The organism is Chiayiivirga flava (assembly GCF_014202825.1).
In the GTDB taxonomy this organism is placed as follows: Bacteria; Pseudomonadota; Gammaproteobacteria; order Xanthomonadales; family Xanthomonadaceae; genus Chiayiivirga; species Chiayiivirga flava.
Genome location: NZ_JACHHP010000001.1, coordinates 441,434 through 462,255 on the forward strand (window position 1 = coordinate 441,434; position 20,822 = coordinate 462,255).

17 protein-coding genes are annotated in these 20,822 nt (G+C 65.6%); 12 read left to right on the top strand and 5 right to left on the bottom strand.

The window, feature by feature from the left end:
- The first annotated feature begins 192 nt into the window (after positions 1-192).
- The 5 genes from HNQ52_RS01870 (at position 193) to HNQ52_RS01890 (ending at position 5,306) form a co-directional block, all read left to right on the top strand.
- Positions 193-780: a hypothetical protein gene (locus tag HNQ52_RS01870; protein WP_183959224.1), complete on the top strand. Its 588-nt coding sequence runs from the start codon at positions 193-195 to the stop codon at positions 778-780.
- A 145-nt stretch (positions 781-925) separates the two neighbouring features.
- Entirely contained in the window at positions 926-2,077 is a 1,152-nt protein-coding gene (locus HNQ52_RS01875; RefSeq protein ID WP_183959226.1) for a hypothetical protein, read from the top strand.
- A 183-nt stretch (positions 2,078-2,260) separates the two neighbouring features.
- Complete coding sequence (locus HNQ52_RS01880) at positions 2,261-2,929, top strand: hypothetical protein (protein WP_183959228.1); 669 nt, start codon at positions 2,261-2,263, stop codon at positions 2,927-2,929.
- Positions 2,926-3,855: a M48 family metalloprotease gene (locus tag HNQ52_RS01885; protein WP_183959230.1), complete on the top strand. Its 930-nt coding sequence runs from the start codon at positions 2,926-2,928 to the stop codon at positions 3,853-3,855. The genes HNQ52_RS01880 and HNQ52_RS01885 overlap by 4 nt, the downstream gene beginning before the upstream one ends.
- 491 nt (positions 3,856-4,346) lie before the next feature.
- The gene (locus HNQ52_RS01890) at positions 4,347-5,306 is read left to right on the top strand and encodes a hypothetical protein (protein ID WP_183959232.1); all 960 of its coding nucleotides are present in this window, start codon (positions 4,347-4,349) and stop codon (positions 5,304-5,306) included.
- 148 nt (positions 5,307-5,454) lie between these two features.
- On the opposite strand, the gene HNQ52_RS01895 is transcribed toward HNQ52_RS01890, so the two are convergent.
- Together HNQ52_RS01895 and HNQ52_RS01900 are read right to left on the bottom strand one after the other, a co-directional pair.
- Entirely contained in the window at positions 5,455-6,123 is a 669-nt protein-coding gene (locus tag HNQ52_RS01895) for a hypothetical protein (protein ID WP_183959234.1), read from the bottom strand.
- Between the two features lie 388 nt (positions 6,124-6,511).
- Positions 6,512-8,185: a mannan-binding lectin gene (locus tag HNQ52_RS01900; protein ID WP_221281878.1), complete on the bottom strand. Its 1,674-nt coding sequence runs from the start codon at positions 8,183-8,185 to the stop codon at positions 6,512-6,514.
- A 251-nt stretch (positions 8,186-8,436) separates the two neighbouring features.
- On the opposite strand from HNQ52_RS01900, the gene HNQ52_RS01905 reads away from it, so the two are divergent.
- Positions 8,437-8,913, top strand: a complete 477-nt coding sequence (locus HNQ52_RS01905; protein WP_183959238.1) for a hypothetical protein — start codon at positions 8,437-8,439, stop codon at positions 8,911-8,913.
- Between the two features lie 15 nt (positions 8,914-8,928).
- Here HNQ52_RS01905 and HNQ52_RS01910 read toward each other — a convergent pair whose 3' ends face one another.
- The gene (locus HNQ52_RS01910; protein ID WP_183959240.1) at positions 8,929-9,426 is read right to left on the bottom strand and encodes a YciI family protein; all 498 of its coding nucleotides are present in this window, start codon (positions 9,424-9,426) and stop codon (positions 8,929-8,931) included.
- 391 nt (positions 9,427-9,817) lie between these two features.
- On the opposite strand from HNQ52_RS01910, the gene HNQ52_RS01915 reads away from it, so the two are divergent.
- Positions 9,818-10,162, top strand: a complete 345-nt coding sequence (locus HNQ52_RS01915) for an antibiotic biosynthesis monooxygenase family protein (protein ID WP_183959242.1) — start codon at positions 9,818-9,820, stop codon at positions 10,160-10,162.
- 477 nt (positions 10,163-10,639) lie between these two features.
- Complete coding sequence (locus HNQ52_RS01920) at positions 10,640-11,035, top strand: hypothetical protein (RefSeq protein WP_183959243.1); 396 nt, start codon at positions 10,640-10,642, stop codon at positions 11,033-11,035.
- A 115-nt stretch (positions 11,036-11,150) separates the two neighbouring features.
- On the opposite strand, the gene HNQ52_RS01925 is transcribed toward HNQ52_RS01920, so the two are convergent.
- The gene (locus HNQ52_RS01925) at positions 11,151-15,215 is read right to left on the bottom strand and encodes an InlB B-repeat-containing protein (protein ID WP_183959246.1); all 4,065 of its coding nucleotides are present in this window, start codon (positions 15,213-15,215) and stop codon (positions 11,151-11,153) included.
- Positions 15,216-15,612: 397 nt separating this feature from the next.
- Between HNQ52_RS01925 and HNQ52_RS01930 the strand changes: the two genes are divergently transcribed.
- The 4 genes from HNQ52_RS01930 (at position 15,613) to HNQ52_RS01945 (ending at position 20,272) form a co-directional block, all read left to right on the top strand.
- The gene (locus HNQ52_RS01930) at positions 15,613-16,047 is read left to right on the top strand and encodes a carboxymuconolactone decarboxylase family protein (RefSeq protein ID WP_183959248.1); all 435 of its coding nucleotides are present in this window, start codon (positions 15,613-15,615) and stop codon (positions 16,045-16,047) included.
- Position 16,048: 1 nt separating this feature from the next.
- Positions 16,049-16,960 carry an RNA polymerase sigma factor SigJ gene (sigJ, locus tag HNQ52_RS01935; RefSeq protein ID WP_183959250.1) on the top strand — a complete coding sequence of 304 codons (912 nt, stop codon included), beginning with the start codon at positions 16,049-16,051 and terminating at the stop codon, positions 16,958-16,960.
- 248 nt (positions 16,961-17,208) lie between these two features.
- Positions 17,209-17,580: a PadR family transcriptional regulator gene (locus HNQ52_RS01940; protein WP_183959252.1), complete on the top strand. Its 372-nt coding sequence runs from the start codon at positions 17,209-17,211 to the stop codon at positions 17,578-17,580.
- Positions 17,573-20,272 carry an ABC transporter permease gene (locus tag HNQ52_RS01945; RefSeq protein ID WP_183959254.1) on the top strand — a complete coding sequence of 900 codons (2,700 nt, stop codon included), beginning with the start codon at positions 17,573-17,575 and terminating at the stop codon, positions 20,270-20,272. Before HNQ52_RS01940 ends, HNQ52_RS01945 begins: the two co-directional genes overlap by 8 nt.
- 106 nt (positions 20,273-20,378) lie before the next feature.
- On the opposite strand, the gene HNQ52_RS01950 is transcribed toward HNQ52_RS01945, so the two are convergent.
- A complete protein-coding gene (locus HNQ52_RS01950; protein WP_183959256.1) occupies positions 20,379-20,801 on the bottom strand; it encodes a hypothetical protein in 423 nt (140 codons plus the stop codon).
- Between the last annotated feature and the right edge of the window lie 21 nt (positions 20,802-20,822).

The following is a 20,822-nucleotide window of genomic DNA, read 5'->3' on the forward strand; positions in this document are numbered from 1 at the left end:
TCCACTTTGCCGTTGAAAAGAGACTGCAGAACTGAAATAACGGCGTCAGGTCCACTTGCAATGTTTAGGAGATTTACAGCAACTCAAAGTGGATTTGGCCCCGATTCGCAGGCATTTCGACAGACGCCTAGAGAGATGGCGACTAGGGCCAGCCTTGCAATTCGCTACCGATATACTACTGAGCAGAGAAAAATGTCAAAAGTTCCGTTCAGACAACAAGCTTCAGAGTATGACTGTGTTCCAACCACGTTTATCAATGGCCTGTCTGCCCTGTTCCAGCGAAAAGAAATACCAGCAGCTGTCATTCAGAAAGTATTCTTGTACACACTGGACAGTTTTGAGCGTGGGACACACGGACAGGGGACTACGCTTCACGCAACCGCGTTACTCGCAGACTGGCTCGAAAGGTGCAGGCTAAAGAATTTTGGCGTTAAAGCAGTTCATCTTGAAGGGGCGAGCGTAAATTTTGGGCCTGGCAGTCTAGTCTCCAAATGCCTCAATGCAGGCGGTGTTGCTCTGCTTGGCGTGACGTGGGGGAAGAATGGGCACTACATCCTAGCACTTAGACACGATGCGCGCTGGGTATATGCTTTTGATCCCTATCCAATTGCGCACAAAAATAAGAAGCACGTCGAGTCGCTGGAATTTGATGGCAAGCAGGGGCCGAATTGCAGAATTCTAAAGCAGTGGCTCAACGTGCGATCTGACAAGAGTAATTATCGTCTCGGCACCATCGCAAACCGGGACTGCGTCCTGCTTTCTCGATCGAGCGATAGCTGAACGGAGACGCAGAGAACGCCCAATTTTCAAGATTCGGGTCCAAAAGGAGTCGGGGGCAGAGTGTAATAGTAGACACGATAAAATTCACTCTGAACCGAACTTCCGGGAATTTCCAACCCGAATTTCCGTCACGCAGACACGGGCCATGAACTTGAAAAATCTATTCGTCGCACTTGCGTGCTTTCTTTTGGGCCCGATTGATGCGTTCGCCTACCAGATTGCCCCGATGGGATCGTCGTTCGAGGCGCGACTGACGAACGAGACAGACAGCAATTTAGCCAAGATTGCCGGTCGTGTGGGCGTGCTTCTCAAGAGTCCTGTGCACGAGGAAATCACGCAGCTCGGGAGTGGCTGCCCGGTCGAACCGGCGGAGCTTGCGAAAGACCGCTTGTGTGGTGACGTTGACGCTCCGTTTGCCGGTACTTTCATCATTTACGGCGTGCGGTGGAATGACCTTCCGCCGTTCAGGCTGTCCGAGCGCGAGGGACGTTGCTCGGCCTTCGGCAAGGCCTGCCGCACGAGCGAAACCGTCCGATTTTCCACGCAACCGGCATGCTGGTATTGCCTGTTCAAGGATGCGGAGAAAACCGCGGCCTCCAGACGCATTGCAGGTTGCCGCGCGACCGACGGCGCATTGCGCGGCAATCTGATGACAAGATCGCATTTCGGGGATCTCCAGTTCCTGCATGGCATGGCGTCCGAGGAAGGCATGTCGGCGGGTGTGACACAACGCAAGGTTGAAGAGTGGTTGCAGTTCGCATGGATGGTCGCTTCTCGCGAAATCCCGCCCGAGCGTCGCCTCAAGGAAATCGACATTCCGACGATCCAGGAGCACTTTTCCTGCACGGAATGGACAGTGGCCGATCTCTACATCCTCGGCCGGCAAGACAGGAAAAGCGGCCTGCTCGACAAGATCCACGACATCGCGTTCGGCTCGGTGCTTCACACCGTGCAGGATTCCTTCGCCGCTGGGCATGCCTCGCGGGAAGACGCAGGCGTGCGCCCGATGTGCGGCGAGACCGGATTTCGGGCGCCCCCAGCGATTCGCGAATTCCATGTGTATGGATCGCAGGACGGAGCACTGCACGATGCCAAGGACAGCCGCAACGCGCTGGTGGACGGGCGCGCGACCGACGACTGGCCCGGCGCGGTGGAGGCGACGCGCAATCTCTTTGCACTGTACGAGGACAGACGGACGTGGGGAGAAGCGCGCGAATATGTGCGGTGCCTCTTGCGGCTGACACCAGACGCCACGCGCTCCTCACCCGGGAGTTCGTTTCGCAAAGGGCCACTTTGATGCGCATTCAACGCGAAGGGGTCAGCGACGCGAAAGGGCCGACGTGAAGGGACCAGAGTGATTCACCTTCGGCACGGTGTCAGGCCCACTTGACCCTTGAGGAGTGCCAGGTCGACCTGGCCCCGACACGGGCGGTAGCCCAAGCGAGATCAACTTCATTTTTCAGGGCGGGGATGAAACACCATGAGATTCCATTTTCGATGGCTGGCTGCAATGTGCTTGATCGTCCCCGCAATCGTCAATGCCGACGACCTCACAACCAATTCCGAGGCGGTATCGAATGGCTGCGGTACCGGATGGAATCGGTGGCTGGTGCCGGACTCGATTCCGATGGTCAAGTGCGACTTCGTTGCGGCCTGCCACAATCACGACGTGTGCTATGGCAAGTGCGAAGGGCGTGCTCGCGATCCCAAGGCGCCGGAGTGCGCCTATCTTCTTTGCAAGCCAGGCGGCGCCAAGGAAGGGTCACGGGAGTGCGTCAGCAGTGTCGCAATGACACATTCGATCACGGACGCCGAGATCCGGCGCAATCGGTGCGACGTGGCGCTCGGTAACGAGATCATCGCCAACAACGGAAACCGGCGGGTGTGTCTCACCTTCGCCAACGTCTACCGGAACGCGGTCAAGCGCTGGGGCGCGGATGCCTTCCAGGGCATCGGCGATGGCGGGACGATCCTCCGGCAGAAACGCGACGATTATGACGGCGCGATCCGGGATCTTTTCCGATTCGGGACCGAGGCCGAGTTCGAACGGGTGGACGCAGCGATGGCCCGCGGCGATCTCGATCTGGAGAAGCCCATCGCGTATGTCCGCGGTCGCGGCATCGTCAATCTCGAAACGAGCGAACCATGAATGCCCGGCACCTCGGCCAGCTTGTGCTGGCGATGTCGCTGGTCGCGCTCGATGTGGCGTCCGTACGCGCGGACAACAGCGGGCAGGACATCATCGATGCGGGTAACAGGACAATCGATCTGATAGGCAGGGAAATCTTCCACCCGCATCTGAGCGAAAACGAAAGGCGGCTGTTCAGCGAACAGCGTATCAGCGTGCGACCGGCGGCCGATTTCAATGCTTATGTGGACTACCAGAACGAGCGGATCCTCATCCCCGGCCAGATGCTGGCCGAAGTGCAGCTGCAGATCCACGGCCAGATCATGGTGTTCGAGAACCCCTCGCTTGCGGGGAAATATGCGGACTGGCTGTACGCGCTTGCCGAGCGCACGGCGCGCGCGGCCAGGCGCATTAGGGACAAGCAAGCTGTGGTGGACGACATACCCATCGAGTCGTTCTGGCATTTCGCCGGCGTCCCGCAGCCGCGCGGGCTCACCCCTCGACAAGCGGTCTATCAGTCCGAGGTCTTCATCGACCTGCTGTCCTTCATCGTCGGCCACGAGCTGGGCCACCTGGCGCTGGGGCATGGCGCAACTGCATCTGCCGGGAATCGCGCCGCGCAGGAATATGCCGCGGACGCATATGCGTTGAATTTGATGCAGCGGAGCGGCCGCTCGGTGTTGCCGGTGATCTCGCACCTCTACATGAGGTTCATCGCGATGGAAGCGGTGACCGGTGAAGCCGGGCACTCGTCAAGCCGCTCGCATCCGCCGTCCCAGTGCAGAATCCACAGGATCGGGCACGCCGAACTTGCAGGAATCATGCAGTCCCCCGCGGCACGCGCCAACTACGAGCGCACTACCGGCATGAGCGTGGAAACCTTCTACCAGCAGCTCCGCGAGTTCGCGAGAGCGTGCGAAGAAACTAGCGGGCGTGGCGATGCGTGACGATTGCCGGGCTCCCGATGCCGGCCAGCGATACCGGGTCGATGCGAAGGCACCATGCCTTCGAGGCATGGATCGTCGATTTCCAACCGGGCGCCGACACACCACGGAGTGAGTATGGAAAATTTTTCCCCACAGCTACTGATACCCGCCGGAGCGGTTACCGCAGCGCTAATTGCGGGCTTCTTCAGCTTTCTCGAAACCGGGGTCGAAACCGGGGTGGTCGAAACCGGCGTCAGAGTGCAATTTCCGAAACCGAGAAACCGGGGAAACCGGGGAAACCGGGGGCAGAGTGCAATTTCCAAACCCGGGTCCAAACCCGGGTCACCATTTCGCCGCCGTATGCAATAGGCTAAAACTGGGGTCAGTGAAACTGGGGTCAGGAGTAAAACTCGGGTCCGAGTGAAGTTTAAAACCAATAGCCGCACGTGCTCGAATCTGACTTAATACGGGCTTCTTTACACATTCCATGAGCGAGGCGATGGGGATGAGATATGAATAATTCAGTAGACAAAACAACTTTAGAAAAGCATAAAAAATTTAATGGCCTTACAGCAATGATTGCAATTGCCGGCTTCTCTATGGCCGGGAGTCTCGCATTGATCTTGGTGGTCCATGAACTAGACGCACCTGCACTCGATCAAGCGGGGAATATTGTCCAGTCGGCGCGCTCTATATGGTCGGTAATTTTAGAACATATCGCGACGGCACTAGCGATTTTGTCGATATGGCATGTGGTGGATCAAATTGTCGTACGCCGAGAGCTGAAACAGGAGTTATTTGATTTTTCAAAGGAACTAAAAACGAACGCAGAAACGTTAGCTGACGACAAGGCCAAAGATATCAATAGTCGGCTCGACACGCTTGAACAAGCGGTAACACTGGCTCGACATGACGCGGCCTTAGGGCTGTCCGAGACTTTTCATGACGTCGATATTTTCAGCTTCCGCGAGGTGATAAAAAGCACCCACTCGCTAACAGCTGTCCTGGCTGACGGGCATAGCTGGGTTGCAAAGTATTCAGAAGAACTATCGGAAAGATTTTCAGACCATAGCAAGAAAACCACATTCATACTTGCTCATCCTGATTCGGACCTGATTCCAGTTCTCTCTAGAAAGATTGGCATGACACCGGAACTTTGCAGGCAAAGGATTTATCTAACAGTACGCGCTCTGACAAAGCTAAAAGAATCAAATTCTGCGGTAAAAATTAGGGGCCATTCGTTAATAAACTGCCATTCGGTCTACATCGCAGATAAACGAGCAATTTTTTCCCCTTATTTTCTTTCGACTACACGGAGGCAGCCACCGATATTTGTTTTCAAGGACACGGGAGGAAACTCATTTGCAAACAAGCTTGCCAAAGACGTCGATGTCCTAGAAAGGGAATCGAGCCCTATCATGGAGCAGCTTGCCTTGTCACTGGAAAAGAAACCGGGGTCAGAGTACATTTAAAAAATACCGGAGGAGTACATATGGAAGGTTTCGTCGTACTGCTGATCGTTGTCGGCGTGGTCGCGCTGCTGATCCACGCTGGCTCACAGAAAACCGGGGTCAGAGTCAACTTTTCTGAAAATGTACAGCATCAACGTAGAGGAACACGTTACATCGAGCGCACCCAATACAGAGTGCTCAACACGGCTTCGTAATCGCGCGGCGGCAACGATTGCTGCATGGCTTGGAGCAATGTCGAGCCTGGCCGGCAACCGAACCGAACGCAGAAGCTCAGCGTGGTCAGCGAATCCGGACCGCACGCCGTCTGTCGCTCGCATGTCAATGCAAGTGCTGCGCGGCCAAGAGCACGGTAGCTATCGGGGTTGTCGGGATGCAATGCGAGGGAGGATGGAGGAGCATCCGCCTCAACCAGAAAAAGCATGGAATCCAGCGCGCTGGACGATGCGAGGTCCCCACTGCGGAGGTTTTCGCGCGCGGAAGTAACCGCTTCTTCAATGTTGCCTTCCGCCACCAATTTTCCCAGGGAAACGGAATCCAGCCCACCGCCGCCCTGAGTTGCCCGCTTGTAGCGTTCGTCAAGCGTGGCGACATCCAGGCCGCCACAACGCGATGCAAGGTCCTGCGCCGCCCAGTCCCGGAGGGGGTCGACGACCGCCTCGGCACTGTAAGCCGCCAGCGTCTGGCACGCTTCCCTGATGCTCGCCCAAGCCGATCGGGTAGCGAAATCCTCATCGCCACGGCGAGCGCGCAAATCGTCAAAAGCCGCTGCAAGATGGTCTGCGCGCAAAACCGGGCTCAGGGCCTCGGCGATAGGCAATGACTCGCCTGCCGTCGAGGAGTTTCTTGAGGGCAAAGCTCCCGCAAGGCGAGGGGCTAGGTCCCCCGCCGTTGCAGGCGCTGCGGATACCCGGCTGGACTCGCGCTTCCCAGGGCCAAGCGCCGACGCAACCAACCACGCGACGCCGGCGACTACCGCCACCGCCACAAATACAGCGACAATGACTTTTGACTTGCCAAAACGCATCAAGACGCCAGTCCTATTCCGGGCAATTTTCGATGGCACCAGCCTCGTGGAGCAGTGGTTTCAACGCGGAATCGAGTCAGGTTCCGCGTACTGGGCACAAGTGCATCACACGTTGCTCACTCGGCGTGTGACATGCACTGGCCACGCCATCGGCCCCGCGCCGCGCCACCTGCTGCTCTCCCTATTTCTCCGCGCTGGCATGCGACGCCGCCACGATGCAGCACCCGCACACCGACTGCGTGCCGGGCACCGTGGTGGTCCACTGCCCTTCCCACTGCAGCGTCTTTGCGCTGCACACGGCGGGGCACGTGGTCTGCGCGGCGTCGTTGTTCCAGATCGGGCCGGCGGCGAGGTCGATGCAGGCCTTGTCCGCCAGGCCGAGCAGGAAGCTGAAATCCGCCGGATACGTCACCGGTTTCGCAGTGGTGCCGCTGCTGTAGGCCAGTGTCGCGTTGGAATGGCAGTTCACGCAGTTGCCGTTCACCGGATCGGCCTGGATGTAGGTTTCCATCGTGCTGTTGCCGAGGAAGGCCGGCACCGAACCGTTGGTGAGCGTGGTGCCGTCGGGCTCCACGTTGCCGCCCCAGTTGGTGCCGATCAGGTAGTAGTTGGCGAACACCGAGTCGAGCGCCGCGAGTTGCGCCTGCCACGCGGTGTTGAGCTGCTGCGTCAGCGAGTACACCTGCCAGCAGTGCGAGACCTGGGTGCCGCAGGATGCGCCGCTCTGGGACGTGGTGAGATATTTGGCGGCGTACGGCGGCGTGCTGCTCCAGACGTAGTCGCCGTCCGGCGACGCCACCGGCGGCGTGTTGGTGGGCAGGTCGCTGCATGCGGGGTTGTAGTACGAAAAACCGCCCGTGCCGTCCGCCACCGGGCACAGGTTGGGCGAGGCCTTGGTGCTGGCGATGGTCTTGTAGCAGTTGGGGTCGGTGGCATCGCAGGCCGCGGCCGCCGTCGGCGCGTTGTCCTTGTGCTCGAACGAGGCCCAGATGAACTGCGCGTTCAATGCGCCGTCCTGCACGTTGTTCTGGATGATGTGCAGCCCGACGAGGCCGAGCGTGACCTGCGCGCAGAGGCGCTGGTTGTTGTCGACCTTGCCTTCTTCCACGTCGAGCAGAGCCTGGATATTGAAGTAGCGCGGCTGCTCGGAGGCATCGATGATGCGCCACGCGGCCTTCACCTCCATCGCGCCGGGCACGGTGGCGGTGGGCATCGGCAGTGCGACGGTGCCGCCGGCCTGGGCGAAAAGTTGCTGGCCTGCGAGGCTGTCGAGATTGTTCTGCGTGATGTAGGTTTTTTCGATGTCGTTGAGGCGGCGCTCGAACAGGGTCCAGTTGCCGTTGACGTCGATCACCGGCTGGTTGGTGGCCGCTTCGAGGAAACCTTCGTCGTTCTGCCCATCCGATTTCGCGATGAGGTTGAAGCGCGGCAGGTTGTCCGGATTCGCGCAGTTGCCGGGCGGACCGCCGAACACGTCCTCGGGGCGCGACCAGCGCTGCCACACCGTCGGGCCCGTGCCGGAAAGGCCGGTGGCCGGGTTGCCGCCGGACTGGCTGGCCTGCCAGTTGAGCGCGACGAACATCTGCCACGCCATGTTGTCGAACGGCGTCTGCACGTCGCTCTTCGCCGAGGTGACGTCGTTCGACAGGCCCGGATAGCCGACGCCCACGTGCAGTGCGTCGTCGGTGCCGATCGCCGTGGGAATGACCGAACACAGGGCATCGCCGCCACTGGCGCAGTACACCGGCGTCGGCACGTACGGCGCCGGTGGATCGGCTGTCTCGCTCGCAGCGCAGGCCGAGCCTGCGACGAGGACGGAAAGAAGCAGCATCGGGTTGCATGCATGGCGTTGCATCGTTGCCCCCTTGCGTGACGGGTCGGATGACCCTGGCTGGCATCGACTTGCTGTCGCGGGAAGGGCAGATCTCTCAGGCAGGCGACGGAGCCGGCGCGACGCGATCGAGGCAGTGGCGGACGCAGCGATTCGGTCCGCGCGCACGATCGCGGGAAAGGCGGCGACTTCGACGCCGTGACCTCCCGGTTGCCCGCACAGCGGGAGAACGGTCACCATCCCGGGCGTCACGGAACGTGGAGAAACCGCCGTTGATGGAATGGATGAAGGATGCTTCCGAGGTACTTGGCAACCTCGCTCTTCTGGCGGGTGCGGTGGGCGGTGGCTGGTTTGCGTGGCACGAACATCGAAAGAGACGGGCGTTTTCCGCGATCCTCGAAGTGCGGGCGGATGCGAAATTCATCGACATCGGCGATTCCACCGCGTTGTCCGTGGCCCTGGAGATAAGAAACATCGGCGCGTCGCGCACCACGCCGAGGGCGATACGCTTGCGCGTGTTCTCGCTGGCCGTCGTCAACGGCAAGTTCGAAACCACACCGCTCCACGACACGGCCCTTGCCGTGTCGCACGACGGCATCACACCGAACAACATGTTCGTGGACAGCGGCGAGGCGATCTTCCGTTCGGAATCGATCGCCGTTCCGCGCGAGGTTCGCGCCGTGAAGGTGGAGGTGCTGGTGAACTACGATGCCGAGTATCGGTCCTATCGGGACTTCGTTTTTTCCAGGTAGTCCGGCGCCGGCACGTTAGTCGGACGCCGCGGCCGGCGGCACGATACGCTCGTGCCAGTCCGGGATCAGTCCGAGGGCGGCGGTGCCGTACCACTCGCGATACTCGGCCACCATCTCGCCGTTGACGATGACCGGATCGGTGTCAGTCAGCGCGCGCGCGGCGTCGATGCCGTCGACGGCGAAGACGTAGAGTCCGCGCCACCCGGCGGCATCGGCCATGAACGGCCCGGCGAGCACGAGCTGTCCGGCCTCCGACCAGCGCGCCATGTTCGCGAAGTGGCCGGCGAACATCGCGTCGCGCTCGGGCCCGTCCGGCACCCGCGTGGGGCCGGTCTTCAGCAGCACGAGGATGTACTTGCGCATGCCGCGTGCGTCGGCGCCGAGGCGCTGCGCGAGCGCGGCGTCGTAGCCGGAAGGCGCGGGTTCCGTGGCCGGCGCCTGCGCGGTCGCGCTGGTGCAGAGGCAGGCCAGCAGGCCTGTAGCGAGGAGGAGGCGTGGCGGCAGTGTGCGCATGGCGGTGCTCGATGGGATGTGCGTCGTGGCGCCGGCCGGTCGACGCCAAAGTGGTTCGGCGTCGGCGTCGGCGTTGCAGCGGCAGTGTGCGCGTCGCCTTGGCCGGCGGCAATCGTCGCCTCGCAGCATGCCTTCGCTGCGCGGCATCGCCGCGCGCAGGTCGTCCCCTGCACTGCCCGACTGGCGCCGGTGCTCCCGCGAACGCAGGTGTTCGCCGCGCCACGTCAATGACGCGATCTGCACGTCCTGGCTAGACTCCGGCGCAATGGATCGCCTGCACAACCGCGGGCGACACGCGACGCCTTGTTGCTGCCGCTCGGCAGAGACCGGAGACGGGTGGATTTAGGCCGTCGCCGCGCGACGCCGCCTGCTTGCGCATCGGAGACTGCACATGAACGCGAAGCACGATTCGTCCACGTCCGGGTTTGCGGTGCTGTACCGCTGGCGGCTGCATCCTGGGCTGGAAGATTCGTTCGTCCAGGCGTGGTATCGGGTGTCGGAGCGGCTCCGCTCGGAGCGCGGGTCGCTCGGTTCGCGTCTGCATCGCGGCACGGACGGGCTCTGGTACAGCTATGCGCAGTGGCCGAGCGCGCAGGCGCGGGACGATGCGTTTTCGCTCGGCGCGGTGGACGCGCAGGCCAGCGAGCAGATGTCGCGGGCGATTGCCGAACGCCTGCCCGAAATCGTGCTCGAACCGGTCGCCGATCTGCTGTTGCCGATGGGCGGCGGCCGCTGACGGTTCGATCCGCGCACCTGTTCTTCGCGTCGCGCGTCATCGCAAGACCTCGGCGCGGCGACGTCTGCCGGCTGGGAATTTCCGCGACAGGTTCCCGTGCCGTCGAAGCATCCTTCTCCCGCGTGCGCGGTTGAGGTGACGCGGTGGCGGCCTGCCGCGGGATGGCCCCCTCCTGCCTGCCGGCATCCTCCCCCGCTGCGCGGGAGAGGAAGGTGTCGTTGTGGCGGCGTCGGCTCGTGCCGCGTCGTGCGTCCAGCCCATCGTCGGCATTGCTCGTGCGGGACGTGTCGGCTTGCCGCGGGCGGATGTCGTTCGGCCGATGGGGATTGAGGGCGGATGTCGCTGCGTGCATCGACGCCGTTGCGAGCGCCGACGGCAGTCGCCTGACGACCGCGTCCGTCATGCACGCGGCTCAGCGTGTGGTCGCGTTCCGCCGCGAGGCTTCTTCGAAACAGTCGCATTGCGCGCTGGCATTGGGTGCGCGATGCCGCAGGCAACGTGAAGGGCCAGGGCAATCTCTCGCTCGCGGTCGACGATCTTGCGCGGATCGGCCAGATGGGGTTCGACCGCGGCCGCCACGGCGGCGAGCGCGTGATCGGCGGCGACTGGATCGACGCAACGCTGGCGCCGACGGTACCGATCGGCGACACCGATCCGTTCGCCGACCGCTATGGGCGCTTCTGGTACGGCACGACCCATCCGTCGCGCGGCCAGGAGGTGCATGTTGCGTTCGCATCGGGCAACGGCGGCAACAAGATCTACGTGATCCCCGCGCGGCACATGGTGGTGGCGATCACAAGCCGCGCCTACGGGCGCGGCTACGGACAGCGGCGCTCGCAGGACATCCTCAGGGCACTGCTTGCGGTGGCGTGACGGCAGTGCTGTTCGACCGTGCTCGCCGGCAGCGCGTGGCGCCGAGCACCTGGCTGATCATCCGCACATGCAGGGACTGACGGTAATGGTGACCACGCACAGGTTGCCGGCGACGTTACTCGCTCAGCGCCCTGCTCGCGCCCTGGACGCTCAACGGGATCGCAGGATCCTCGAAACCGTCGGCGAACATCCCGTACGGCAAGACGGTGTCCGTATCGGTCGCAGCATCGTTCTCGGGATCCAGCGCGGCAATATCGCCCGGCAATGCCGCCGTCGCAGTGACTGCAATGGTGGTAGCGCCAGCGGCTTCGACGCGTGCAGCGATGTCGAAACGCAGAAAGCTGCCATCCGGCAGCGCCGCATCGATCTCGAGAGAACCCGCGCCGGAAGCGTCTGGCGGACAGGTCGCGGTGGAAATATCCGTGCGGCAGTGCCAGAGAAAATCGCGCAGGGCGGCAGGCTGCATGACGACTAGCTGCACATCGGAAGCGTCGGAGGGTCCGGCGTTGGCCACGATGACGTGATAAGTCACCGCGTCACCGTCGAACACGTGTGAGACGCCGTTGTCGATGGCGCTTTGCAGGTCGGCGCCGGGGGGCACCGTCACGACGAACTCGACCGGTGCGGACACGTTGACGTGCTTGCCGCCCGCAGGTCCGGAGTCGCGCACACGCGCGAGCACCGACGCGGTGCCGCTGCGTCCGCTCAGCGTCAGGACCAGGCTTCCGTCATCGCCGATGTCGACGTGACCCTCGCCGAGGACTCCTTCGGGATCGGTTGCCACATCGAGCAGGTAATCGTCGACCTGCTGGCTCGCATCCTCGTCGTCGGGGCCCGCATCGAACCGGGCGAACGCCGGAATCGTCTGCGCTCCGCTGCTGCCGGCCGCGAACGGCGGCAGTGTCGCCAACGTGAGCGTGGGCGCATCGTTGATGTCGGCCACGTCCACGGAGAGCGTGGCGATATCCGACAGTTCGCCTTCGTCATCGGTCGCGCGCGCGGCCACCACGACAGAGCCACCGGCTACACGCGCGGGACATGCGAGCGTGCCCGGTTGCGTCGCCTCGAGAGTGGCGTCGAATTCGCCATCATGATCGCAATCGACCTCCACTCGCACCACCACATCGCCGGCGGACGGGCTCTGCGCTGCAACCGCGAGCGATAGCGGCAGGTCCTCCACCGCGTCTTCCGCGAGTGAAACGGTCATGGCCGGTCGCGCATCGAGCACGGTGACAGCAACGCTGCCCGTGGCGATACCCGATGCGCCGTCCGACACCTGCACCACGATGGTCTGCGTGCCGGGCGTGTCCGTGGCGCAATCGTGTTCCGGCGCAGGCTGCGGGCCGGCGTCGAACATGCCATCACCATCGCAGTCGAACCGGTAGGCGAGGTCTGGACTCTCCTCGTCCGTGGCAGCCACGTGGACGCCTACGACGCTGCGCTCGTACACCGCTTCCGGCGTGTGCGTGACTGCCTGGATCTGCGGCGGCGCATTGGCGAAGCTTGCGGCCACCGCCAGCGGCGCACGCACGTCGCGCTCGGTGCGCGGATTCTCCTGGCTGCCGTCGCTCCAGCCGGCGAAATGATGGTGCGCATCGGCCACAGCCTGCACCGGCGTACCGTCGCCACCGTGCGGCACGGTTTGCTGTGTATCGCCGAGCAACGCGCCATTGGCACCGGCAACGTAGGACACCGTGTAGGTGTCCGACGCGAACGTCACCATGATGGTGCAGTCCGCCAGCAGCGGGGCGGTCGTGAATGCGGTGTCGATCAGTGTGCCGCTGCAGCCGTCCGCCTGCACGATCGACTGGCCTTCGGGCGGCGTGAGATCGAACGTGGCAACGGTGCCGTGGTCGGCCCAGTGCACGGTCTCGCTGCCGTTCGCGACGATCGTGACGCGCACCGGCAGGCGATGCAGCCAGGCGGCGCCGGCGCGCGGATACGTGCCGTCTGCCGAAGCGCTGCCCGGCGCGCCGATCAGCAGCGTCTGCCCGTCGAGCGCCACGGCGTTGCCGTAGCCGTCGCGCACGCGGCTGTCGGTGGGCTGCAGCGTCCCAATCGGTGCAAATGCCTCGCCGTCGCGGCCGAACAGATACACCGCGCCGGGTGGCGTCTGCTCCGAATAGGGATCGCGCGTGGCGCCGAGCGCCAGCAGGTGCGGCCCGAGTGCGACGTCGCGTCCGACACTGGCGCCGTCCGGGGCCGAGGCCACGCTCAGGCGCTGCTGCTGCACCCAGACCCCGCCGCTGCGACGGAACAGGTAGCCCGCGCCGCTGCGCTGGCCCACGGGCCCGGCCGACAATGCGCCGAGCAGCGCTTCGTCGCCGCGCAACGCGACGCCGCTGCCGAGTAAATCTCCCGCCTTCGCATCGTTCGCCGCCAAGCGTGCACGCTGCGGCCACTGGCCGTCGTCGCGTTCGAACACGTAGGCAGCGCCGGTGTCGGCCATTCCCGGGCTGTCGGCCAGCAGGGCGCCGACCAGCACGGTTTCGCCGTCGAGCGCAACGTCGCTGCCGAAGCGGTTCGCGCTGGTTTCATCGCTCGCACGCAGCACGGCCTGCTGTTGCCAGACGTCGGCGACGCGTTCGAACACATAGGCGCGGCCGAATGGCGTGGACGCAACGCCCGGCGCGCCGATCACCACGCGATCAGCCTGCAGCGCCACGGACGTGCCGAACATTTCGTAGGCCCCGACGGGGGTCGCCCGCAGCGTCTGCTGCAGGCTCCAGACGCCGTTGTTCCGTCGATACACGTAGGCTGCGCCCGCGAGCGTGCCACGCGCGCGTTCGCCCACCACGAGCGTGTCGCCGTCGACGGCGACGTCGCTGCCGAACCAGGCGCCGCGCGTCCCCGCCGGCGCCTGCAGCCGCGCTTCCAGGGTCCAGACGGCACCGTCGTGCACAAACACGTACGCCGCGCCTGCGTTCGGCGCGTCCGATGTGTCGTCGAGCTCCACGCCGACCACGGCCGTGTTGCCGTCGATCGCGACGCTGCGCGCAAAGAAGTCGTTAGCGGGACCGGTGCCGCTGTCGATCTGCGTGCTCGGACTGAACGCATCCGCAGCGTCCACCGCATACGCGTGCACGATGCCGGACTCCGTTCCGGCCGGCCCGAAGGCCGACGGTGCCGCAATCAATGCCGCGTCGCCGGACAGTGCCACCGCGCGGCCGAACATCGAAGACGACGACGGCACATCGGCGCGCAGGCGTTCGCGCAGCACCCAGGTGTCACCGCTGCGGGTATACAGCAGCGCCGAACCGCTGCCGATGCCACCGTCGGTGTCTGCGGGGCAGCCGACCAATGCGAGCGTCGCGGTGTGCGCGAGGCGCGCGTTGCAAAAGGAATGCACGCTTGTTGGCTTCGGTACAAAAAGCCCCGGGTCGAAATTTGTTCCGTTCCGACGAAAGGATAGGAAACCCTCTTCCTCCAACTCGGATGCGAGCAGCGTTTCCCCGTTCCACGAGAGCCGATCACCGATCAAACCCGTACTCCCCGGACCGACGAGCCGCTGCGTGTGCTGCCACTGCGCGCCGTCGTTCGCAAACACGAAGACACCGCCGCGCGGTTGCCCATCCGGATCGCGGAATCCCGGCGCGCCGATGGCCGCGAGTGATCCATCAAGCACGATACTCGCGCCGAAACGCTGGTTCGGACCGGGCAGGCCTGGCGGAAGCAGGGCCGTCTGCGACCAGCTCTCGCCATTGCGACGAAACTCGATCACGGCGCCGGAGACGATCGACTCCACGCGCGTCGAGGGCGCGCCGACGAGCAGCACGTCGCCGTCGACAGCCACCGCGCTGCCGAACCCTGCATTGAATTCGCCCGGGCCACCGTCGATCCTTGCCTGGCGGCGCCATGCCGCCCCGTCGCGCACGAAGACGTAGACCGCGCCACGATCGGGGCCGGCCGCGGTCGCGGCATCCGGAGCGCTTACCACGACGGTGTCGCCGGACACGGCAATCGCCTGGCCGAAGGATTCGACGTCGTCGCTGGGGTCCGGCAGCAGGCGAGCGGTTTCGCTCCAGATGCCGCCGCTGCGCTGCAGCACCAGCACCGCGCCGCGTGTCCCGTGCGAATAGGCGCCAGTGCTGGCGATGAAGGCGGTGTCGCCGTCGATCGCGAGCGCCGTGCCGAGTCTGTCGTACTCGGCCCCGCTGCCGCTTGCGTCGGGATTACGCAACGCAACGCCGGGCAGCTCCAATCCGGACACACCACGTTGCAATGCGCGCGATTCGTCAGGGACAGGCAGCTGGGTGGCGGCTTCGGAATCGTAGGCCGCGGCCACGAGAAGCACACCGCAAATCAGCCGAGGAACGATGGAGAAAACGGCAATCATTACGGACCCTGCGATGCGGTATGCAGACAAGGCGGCCGCATAGTTCGAACGCATTCTGAGTGCCGCGAGCGCACCAGGCAACCCGCAACCGGCAACAACCTGCTCGGAAGAGGCAGCGCGATCCGACGAACGAATGGCAAGACCGACGCAACAATCACCGCGGCCTCGTGCAGCGCATCGTGTCACAGGCCATCGGCGTGGATCGTCGGACCCGCGAACCCACTCGACGAGCGAGCACGCCATGTCCCGCACCGATGCACCGATCCGCCTCCCCCAGCAGCTTCCCGCCGTGATGCAACGCCTGATCGCCACGCAGCAGGCCATCGGCGAGGCCGAAACCGATGCGACGCTGCATCACCTCGTGGTGCTGCGCGCCTCGCAGCTCAACCAGTGCGGCTTCTGCGTGAAGATGCATGCCGCCGAGGCGCGAGCCGGCGGCGAGACCAACGCACGGCTCGACCATCTCGCCGCCTGGCGCCACGTGGGCGACTACAGCGCACGCGAGCGCGCGGCGCTGGCGTGGACCGAAGCGCTGACGCGGCTCGATCCGGCCGCGGACCTCGCCGCGCTGCGCAGCGAACTGCGCGTCCACTTCGACGAGGCCGAACTTGCGGCATTGACCGCCACGATCGCGATGATCAATCTCTGGAACCGTGTCCAGATCGCCAGTCACTGACATGCGCGACGCCGTCGATCGCTTCGAAGCCGCGCGCCCGATGTTGCTCGGGCTCGCCTACCGCTTGCTCGGCTCGCGCGCCGACGCGGAGGATGCGGTGCAGGACACGTTCCTGAAGTGGCAGTCGAACGAACGCGACGGCGTCGAAAATGCGCAAGCGTGGCTCACCACGGTGTGCACGCGGCACTGCCTGGACCTGCTGCGCGCCGCCGACCGGGCGCGCGTCGACTACATCGGCACGTGGCTGCCGGAGCCGGTGCAGACGTCCGACGACGATGCCGATCCCGCGCTCGCCACGGCGCTGGATGCATCGCTGACGGTGGCGTTCCTGCTGGCGCTGCAGCGGCTCACGCCGAAGGAACGCGCGGCGTATCTGCTGCACGACATCTTCGACCGGCCCTACTCCGAGATCGCCGCCACGCTCGAACTGCAGGAGCCGGCCTGCCGGCAGCTGGTGACGCGCGCGCGTGAACACGTGGCCACGGCGCGCGTGCGGCAGGCCACACCGCGCGAGCGTCAGGCGCGCCTGCTCGCGGCGTTCCGCGACGCGATCGCCACCGGGTCCACCGCTCTGCTCGCCGGCCTGCTGCGCGAGGATGTGCGGCTGGCGGCCGACGGCGGCGGCAAGGTCACGGCCCTGCGCCGCGTCATGCACGGGGCGGAAGTGCACCGCTTCATCGCGGCCGGGCTGCACGCCTGGTGGACACCGGACATGCTGGCCGACGCCACGCTCAACGCGGCGCCGGGTTTCGTCGTGCGCGAACACGGCGTGGTCACCGCCACGGTGACCTTCGCGTGGGACGACGACGGGCGCGTGGCCGACATCTTCGTCATGCGCAATCCCGACAAGCTCCGCACCGTGGAGCGATGCGCGATCCCGCCGGCCGCGGGAGCCTGCGTGCAGCCGCACTGACGCCCGGCGCGGGCCATTCGTGCATCGTTCGCGCGGGCCGGCGCGCGATGCGCCGTGCCCTACCTCCCGCCGTCGCCGTGCCGTGCCATCGCCGGCGCGACCGGGGGGCTGCGTCCTGCGCGATACCGGCCGGACGCGCCGCATGCGGCGGGCGACGCGGTGGCCGTCGACACGTCCGCAACGGCGCCGCGCAACCCATGACCTCCAGCACCCTGCCACTGCCATCCGTGGCTGTAGCATATGTTGCTATGACAGATGTCAAGACCCGTAGCCGGGAGCGCGACAGCACGCTCGACCGCGAAATGAAGAAGGGATCGGCCGAGCTGATCATCCTGTCGATCGTGGAGGCGCGCGCGCGGCACGGCTACGAGATCAGCAAGCTGATCGAAACGCGCTCGAACGGGCAGCTCAAGTTCCACGTCGCGTCGCTGTATCCGCTGCTCTATCGCCTGGAAGAACGCGGCTGGCTGCAGGGCCGCTGGGTGGAGAAGGCCGGCGAGCGGCGTCGGCGCTTCTACTCGCTCACGGCCGCGGGCCGCGCTGCGCTGGCACGCCAGCGCGAAACCTGGAACACCTTCGTCGACGCCATGCGACTCATCACGGACAGCCACCATGCCTGACTGGACCCAACACCTGCGCCAGCGCCTCGCACACCTGAACCTGCGCGGCGAACGCGAAGCCGACATCGTCGAGGAACTTTCGCAGCATCTGGACGAACGCTACGAGGAACTGCGCCGGCGCGGCAGCAGCGAGCCGGACGCGTGCCGGATCGCGCTGGACGAACTGGTCGATCCGGACACGCTGGTGCAACATCTGCAGCCGCTGCGCCAGGCGCGCGTGGCCGACACGCAGGCGCCGGGGCGCGGCAGCGGGTCGATCCTTGCCGATCTGTGGGCCGATCTGCGTTACGCCGCGCGCACGCTGCGCATGCAGCCGGGCTTCGCCGCGGTTGCGATCCTGACGCTGGCGCTCGGCATCGGCGCCAACAGCGCGATCTTCGCGCTGGCCGACGCCACCCTGCTGCGCCCGCTGCCGCTGCGCGAGCCCGAGCGCCTCGCGATGCTGTGGGAAACCGCGCCGACCACGCCGCGCGGCGGCGTCTCGCCGCTCAATGCCATCGACTGGGCCGCACGCAGCGACACCTTCGAGGACATCGCCGCGTACATCCCGGATGTCGGCGGCATGGTCATGGCCGGCGCCGACGGCACCGCCGAAACCGTGCCGCGGCAATGGGTGACCGCGGGCGTCTTCGACGTGCTCGGCATCGACGCCATCGTCGGCCGCACCTTCCGGCACGAGGACGACATCGCCAAACGCAACGCCGTGGTGATGACCGAATCGTTCTGGCACAGCCGCTTCCAGGGCGACCCGGCCATCGTCGGCACGCAGGTGCGGCTCGACGGCGACCTGTTCACCGTGCTCGGTGTCGTGCCCGACAGCGCGCAGCTGATCGGCCGCAGCAGCCTCTGGGGACTGCTGTCGATGCACGACGCACCGCCGCGCGCCCGCGCCGCGCGCTTCATGCGCGCGGTGGGACGCCTGACACCCGGCGCCACGCTCGAAGCGGCCGCCGCGGACATGAACGCCGTGGCCGAGGGGCTCGCACGCGACTATCCGGACACCAACCGCGGTCGCGGCGTGGCGGTGGAACCGCTGCAGCAGGCGATGGTGGGCAGCGACCTGCGCCACACCGCGCTGCTCTTCCTCGGCGTGGTCGGCTTCGTGCTGCTGATCTGCTGCGCCAACGTCGCCAACCTGCTGCTGGCGCGCGCCACGGTGCGATCGCGCGAACTCGCCATCCGCGCCGCGCTCGGCGCCAACCGCTGGCGCGTGGTGCGCCAGATCCTGACCGAGAGCCTGTTGCTCGCGGCGCTAGGATGCGCGCTCGGACTCGCGCTCGGCGCGGCCATCCTGCGCGTCGCGCCGGCGCTGATCCCGGACGGCCTGCTGCCGGGCGCGGTGACGCTGGCCTTCGATCTGCGCGTGGTCGGGTTCTGCATCGTCGCCGCGCTCGGCGTCGGCGTGCTGTTCGGCCTCGCACCGGCGTGGCAGGCGACGCGGCTGTCGCCGGCGCAGGCCATCGGTGCCGAGACACGCGGCACCACCGGACGCGGCGGCAGACTGCGCGGCCTGCTGGTGGTGGCCGAAGTCGCCGTGGCGGTGGTGCTGCTGTTCGGCGCCGGCCTGCTGCTGCGCACCCTGCTCGCGGTGGAAACCGCCGACCGCGGCTACCGCGCCGACGGTGCGCTGACGATGCTGGTGGACCCGCTCGGCGACCGCTATCCGACCACGGACTCGCTACTGCAGTTCTTCGACGACATCGAACGCGAGATTTCCGCAATTCATGACGTGCGCGAGGTCGCCTGGTCGAGCTCGCTGCCGCTCGGCGAGGCGGCCGGGCAATCGTTCTTCGAGGTGGAGGGCGCGCCGCCGATTCCCGCGAGCGAACGGCCGGCGGCCGACTACCAGGTGGTCAGCGCGTCGTACTTCTCCGCGCTGGAGGTGGCCATGCGCAGCGGACGTGCGTTCGATGCCGGCGACCGCAGCGGCAGCGTTCCGGTGGTCATCGTCAACGAGGCGTTTGTGCAGACGCATCTGCAGGGCATCGCGCCCGTCGGCACACGCATCGCGGTGCGTGCCTCGTCCGACGCGGATGCGGACGTGGTGCTGCGCGAGATAATCGGCGTGGCCGAGCAGGTGACATCGCGCGCCACCGAAACCCAGGCCACGCCGCAGATGTACGTGCCGCTGACACAGGACCCGAGCGACGACATGTACCTGATCGTGCGCTCCGTCGCCGGCCGCCCCGAGGCGCTGACCAATCCGGTGCGCGCGGCCATCGCCAGCGTCGACCGCGAGCAGCTGGTCAGCGTGCGCGACGTGATGACGCTGGCCGACGTGGCCTGGGAGGCCACGTCGCGCCACCGCTTCCGTGCCGTGCTGGTGGGCACCTTCGCCGCACTCGCGCTGCTGCTTGCGATGGTGGGCGTGTTCGGCATCCTCGCCTACTCGGTGCAGCAGCGCACCCGCGATTACGGCGTGCGCATGGCGCTGGGCGCCACCGCGAACGACGTGCTGCGGCTGGTGGTGCGCGGCGCCGCGGGCCTGATCGCCACCGGCACCGCGGTGGGATTCGCGTGCGCGATGCTGATGAGCCGCTGGCTCGAATCCGCGCTGTACGGCGTCGAGGCGCTGGATCCGCTCACCTTTGCCGGCGTCGTGCTGCTGCTGGCGCTCGCCGCGGCGCTGTCGACGCTCGGTCCCGCGTGGCGCGCGGCGCGGCTGCATCCGGACGTGGCGCTGCGCGGCTAGGCGCACAGGTCGGCGGCCGTTGCCGGACGCGGACCTGCCGAGGGGCCGCGCGACGGCGGCCCGACCGGGGCGAAACGCGCCGCCGGGCAACGCCCGGCGGCGTGCGTCACGCGATCCAGCCGCGCGCGATCGCCCGGCGGCTCAGCAACACGAGGCCGATGCCCACCGCCAGCACCACGCCCTGCAGCACGACGGCCACGGGCCCGGCGAGGGTCGCGCCGTCGACCAGCACGAACAGCCCCACGTCCTGCACCACGATCCCGATCAGCGACACCACCAGCAACGCGAATGCCCAGCGTTTGCGCAACAGCAGTCCGATGCAACCGAGCGCGCCGCCGATGACCGCGACGCCGGTGGCGACAAGCGCCCACGCCGGGCGCGCGTCGTACAGTGCCCGCTGCGCTTCGGGCAGCGACGCCACGGCGTCCGCCGACATGCTTGCGTCGGCCGCGAACGCGAGGCAGCCGAGAAGGTTCCAGAGCAGCGCGATCACGGCAACGACCTTGAACCACAACGGTGCGGCATTCATGCGGAACCTCCCCGGGAATGA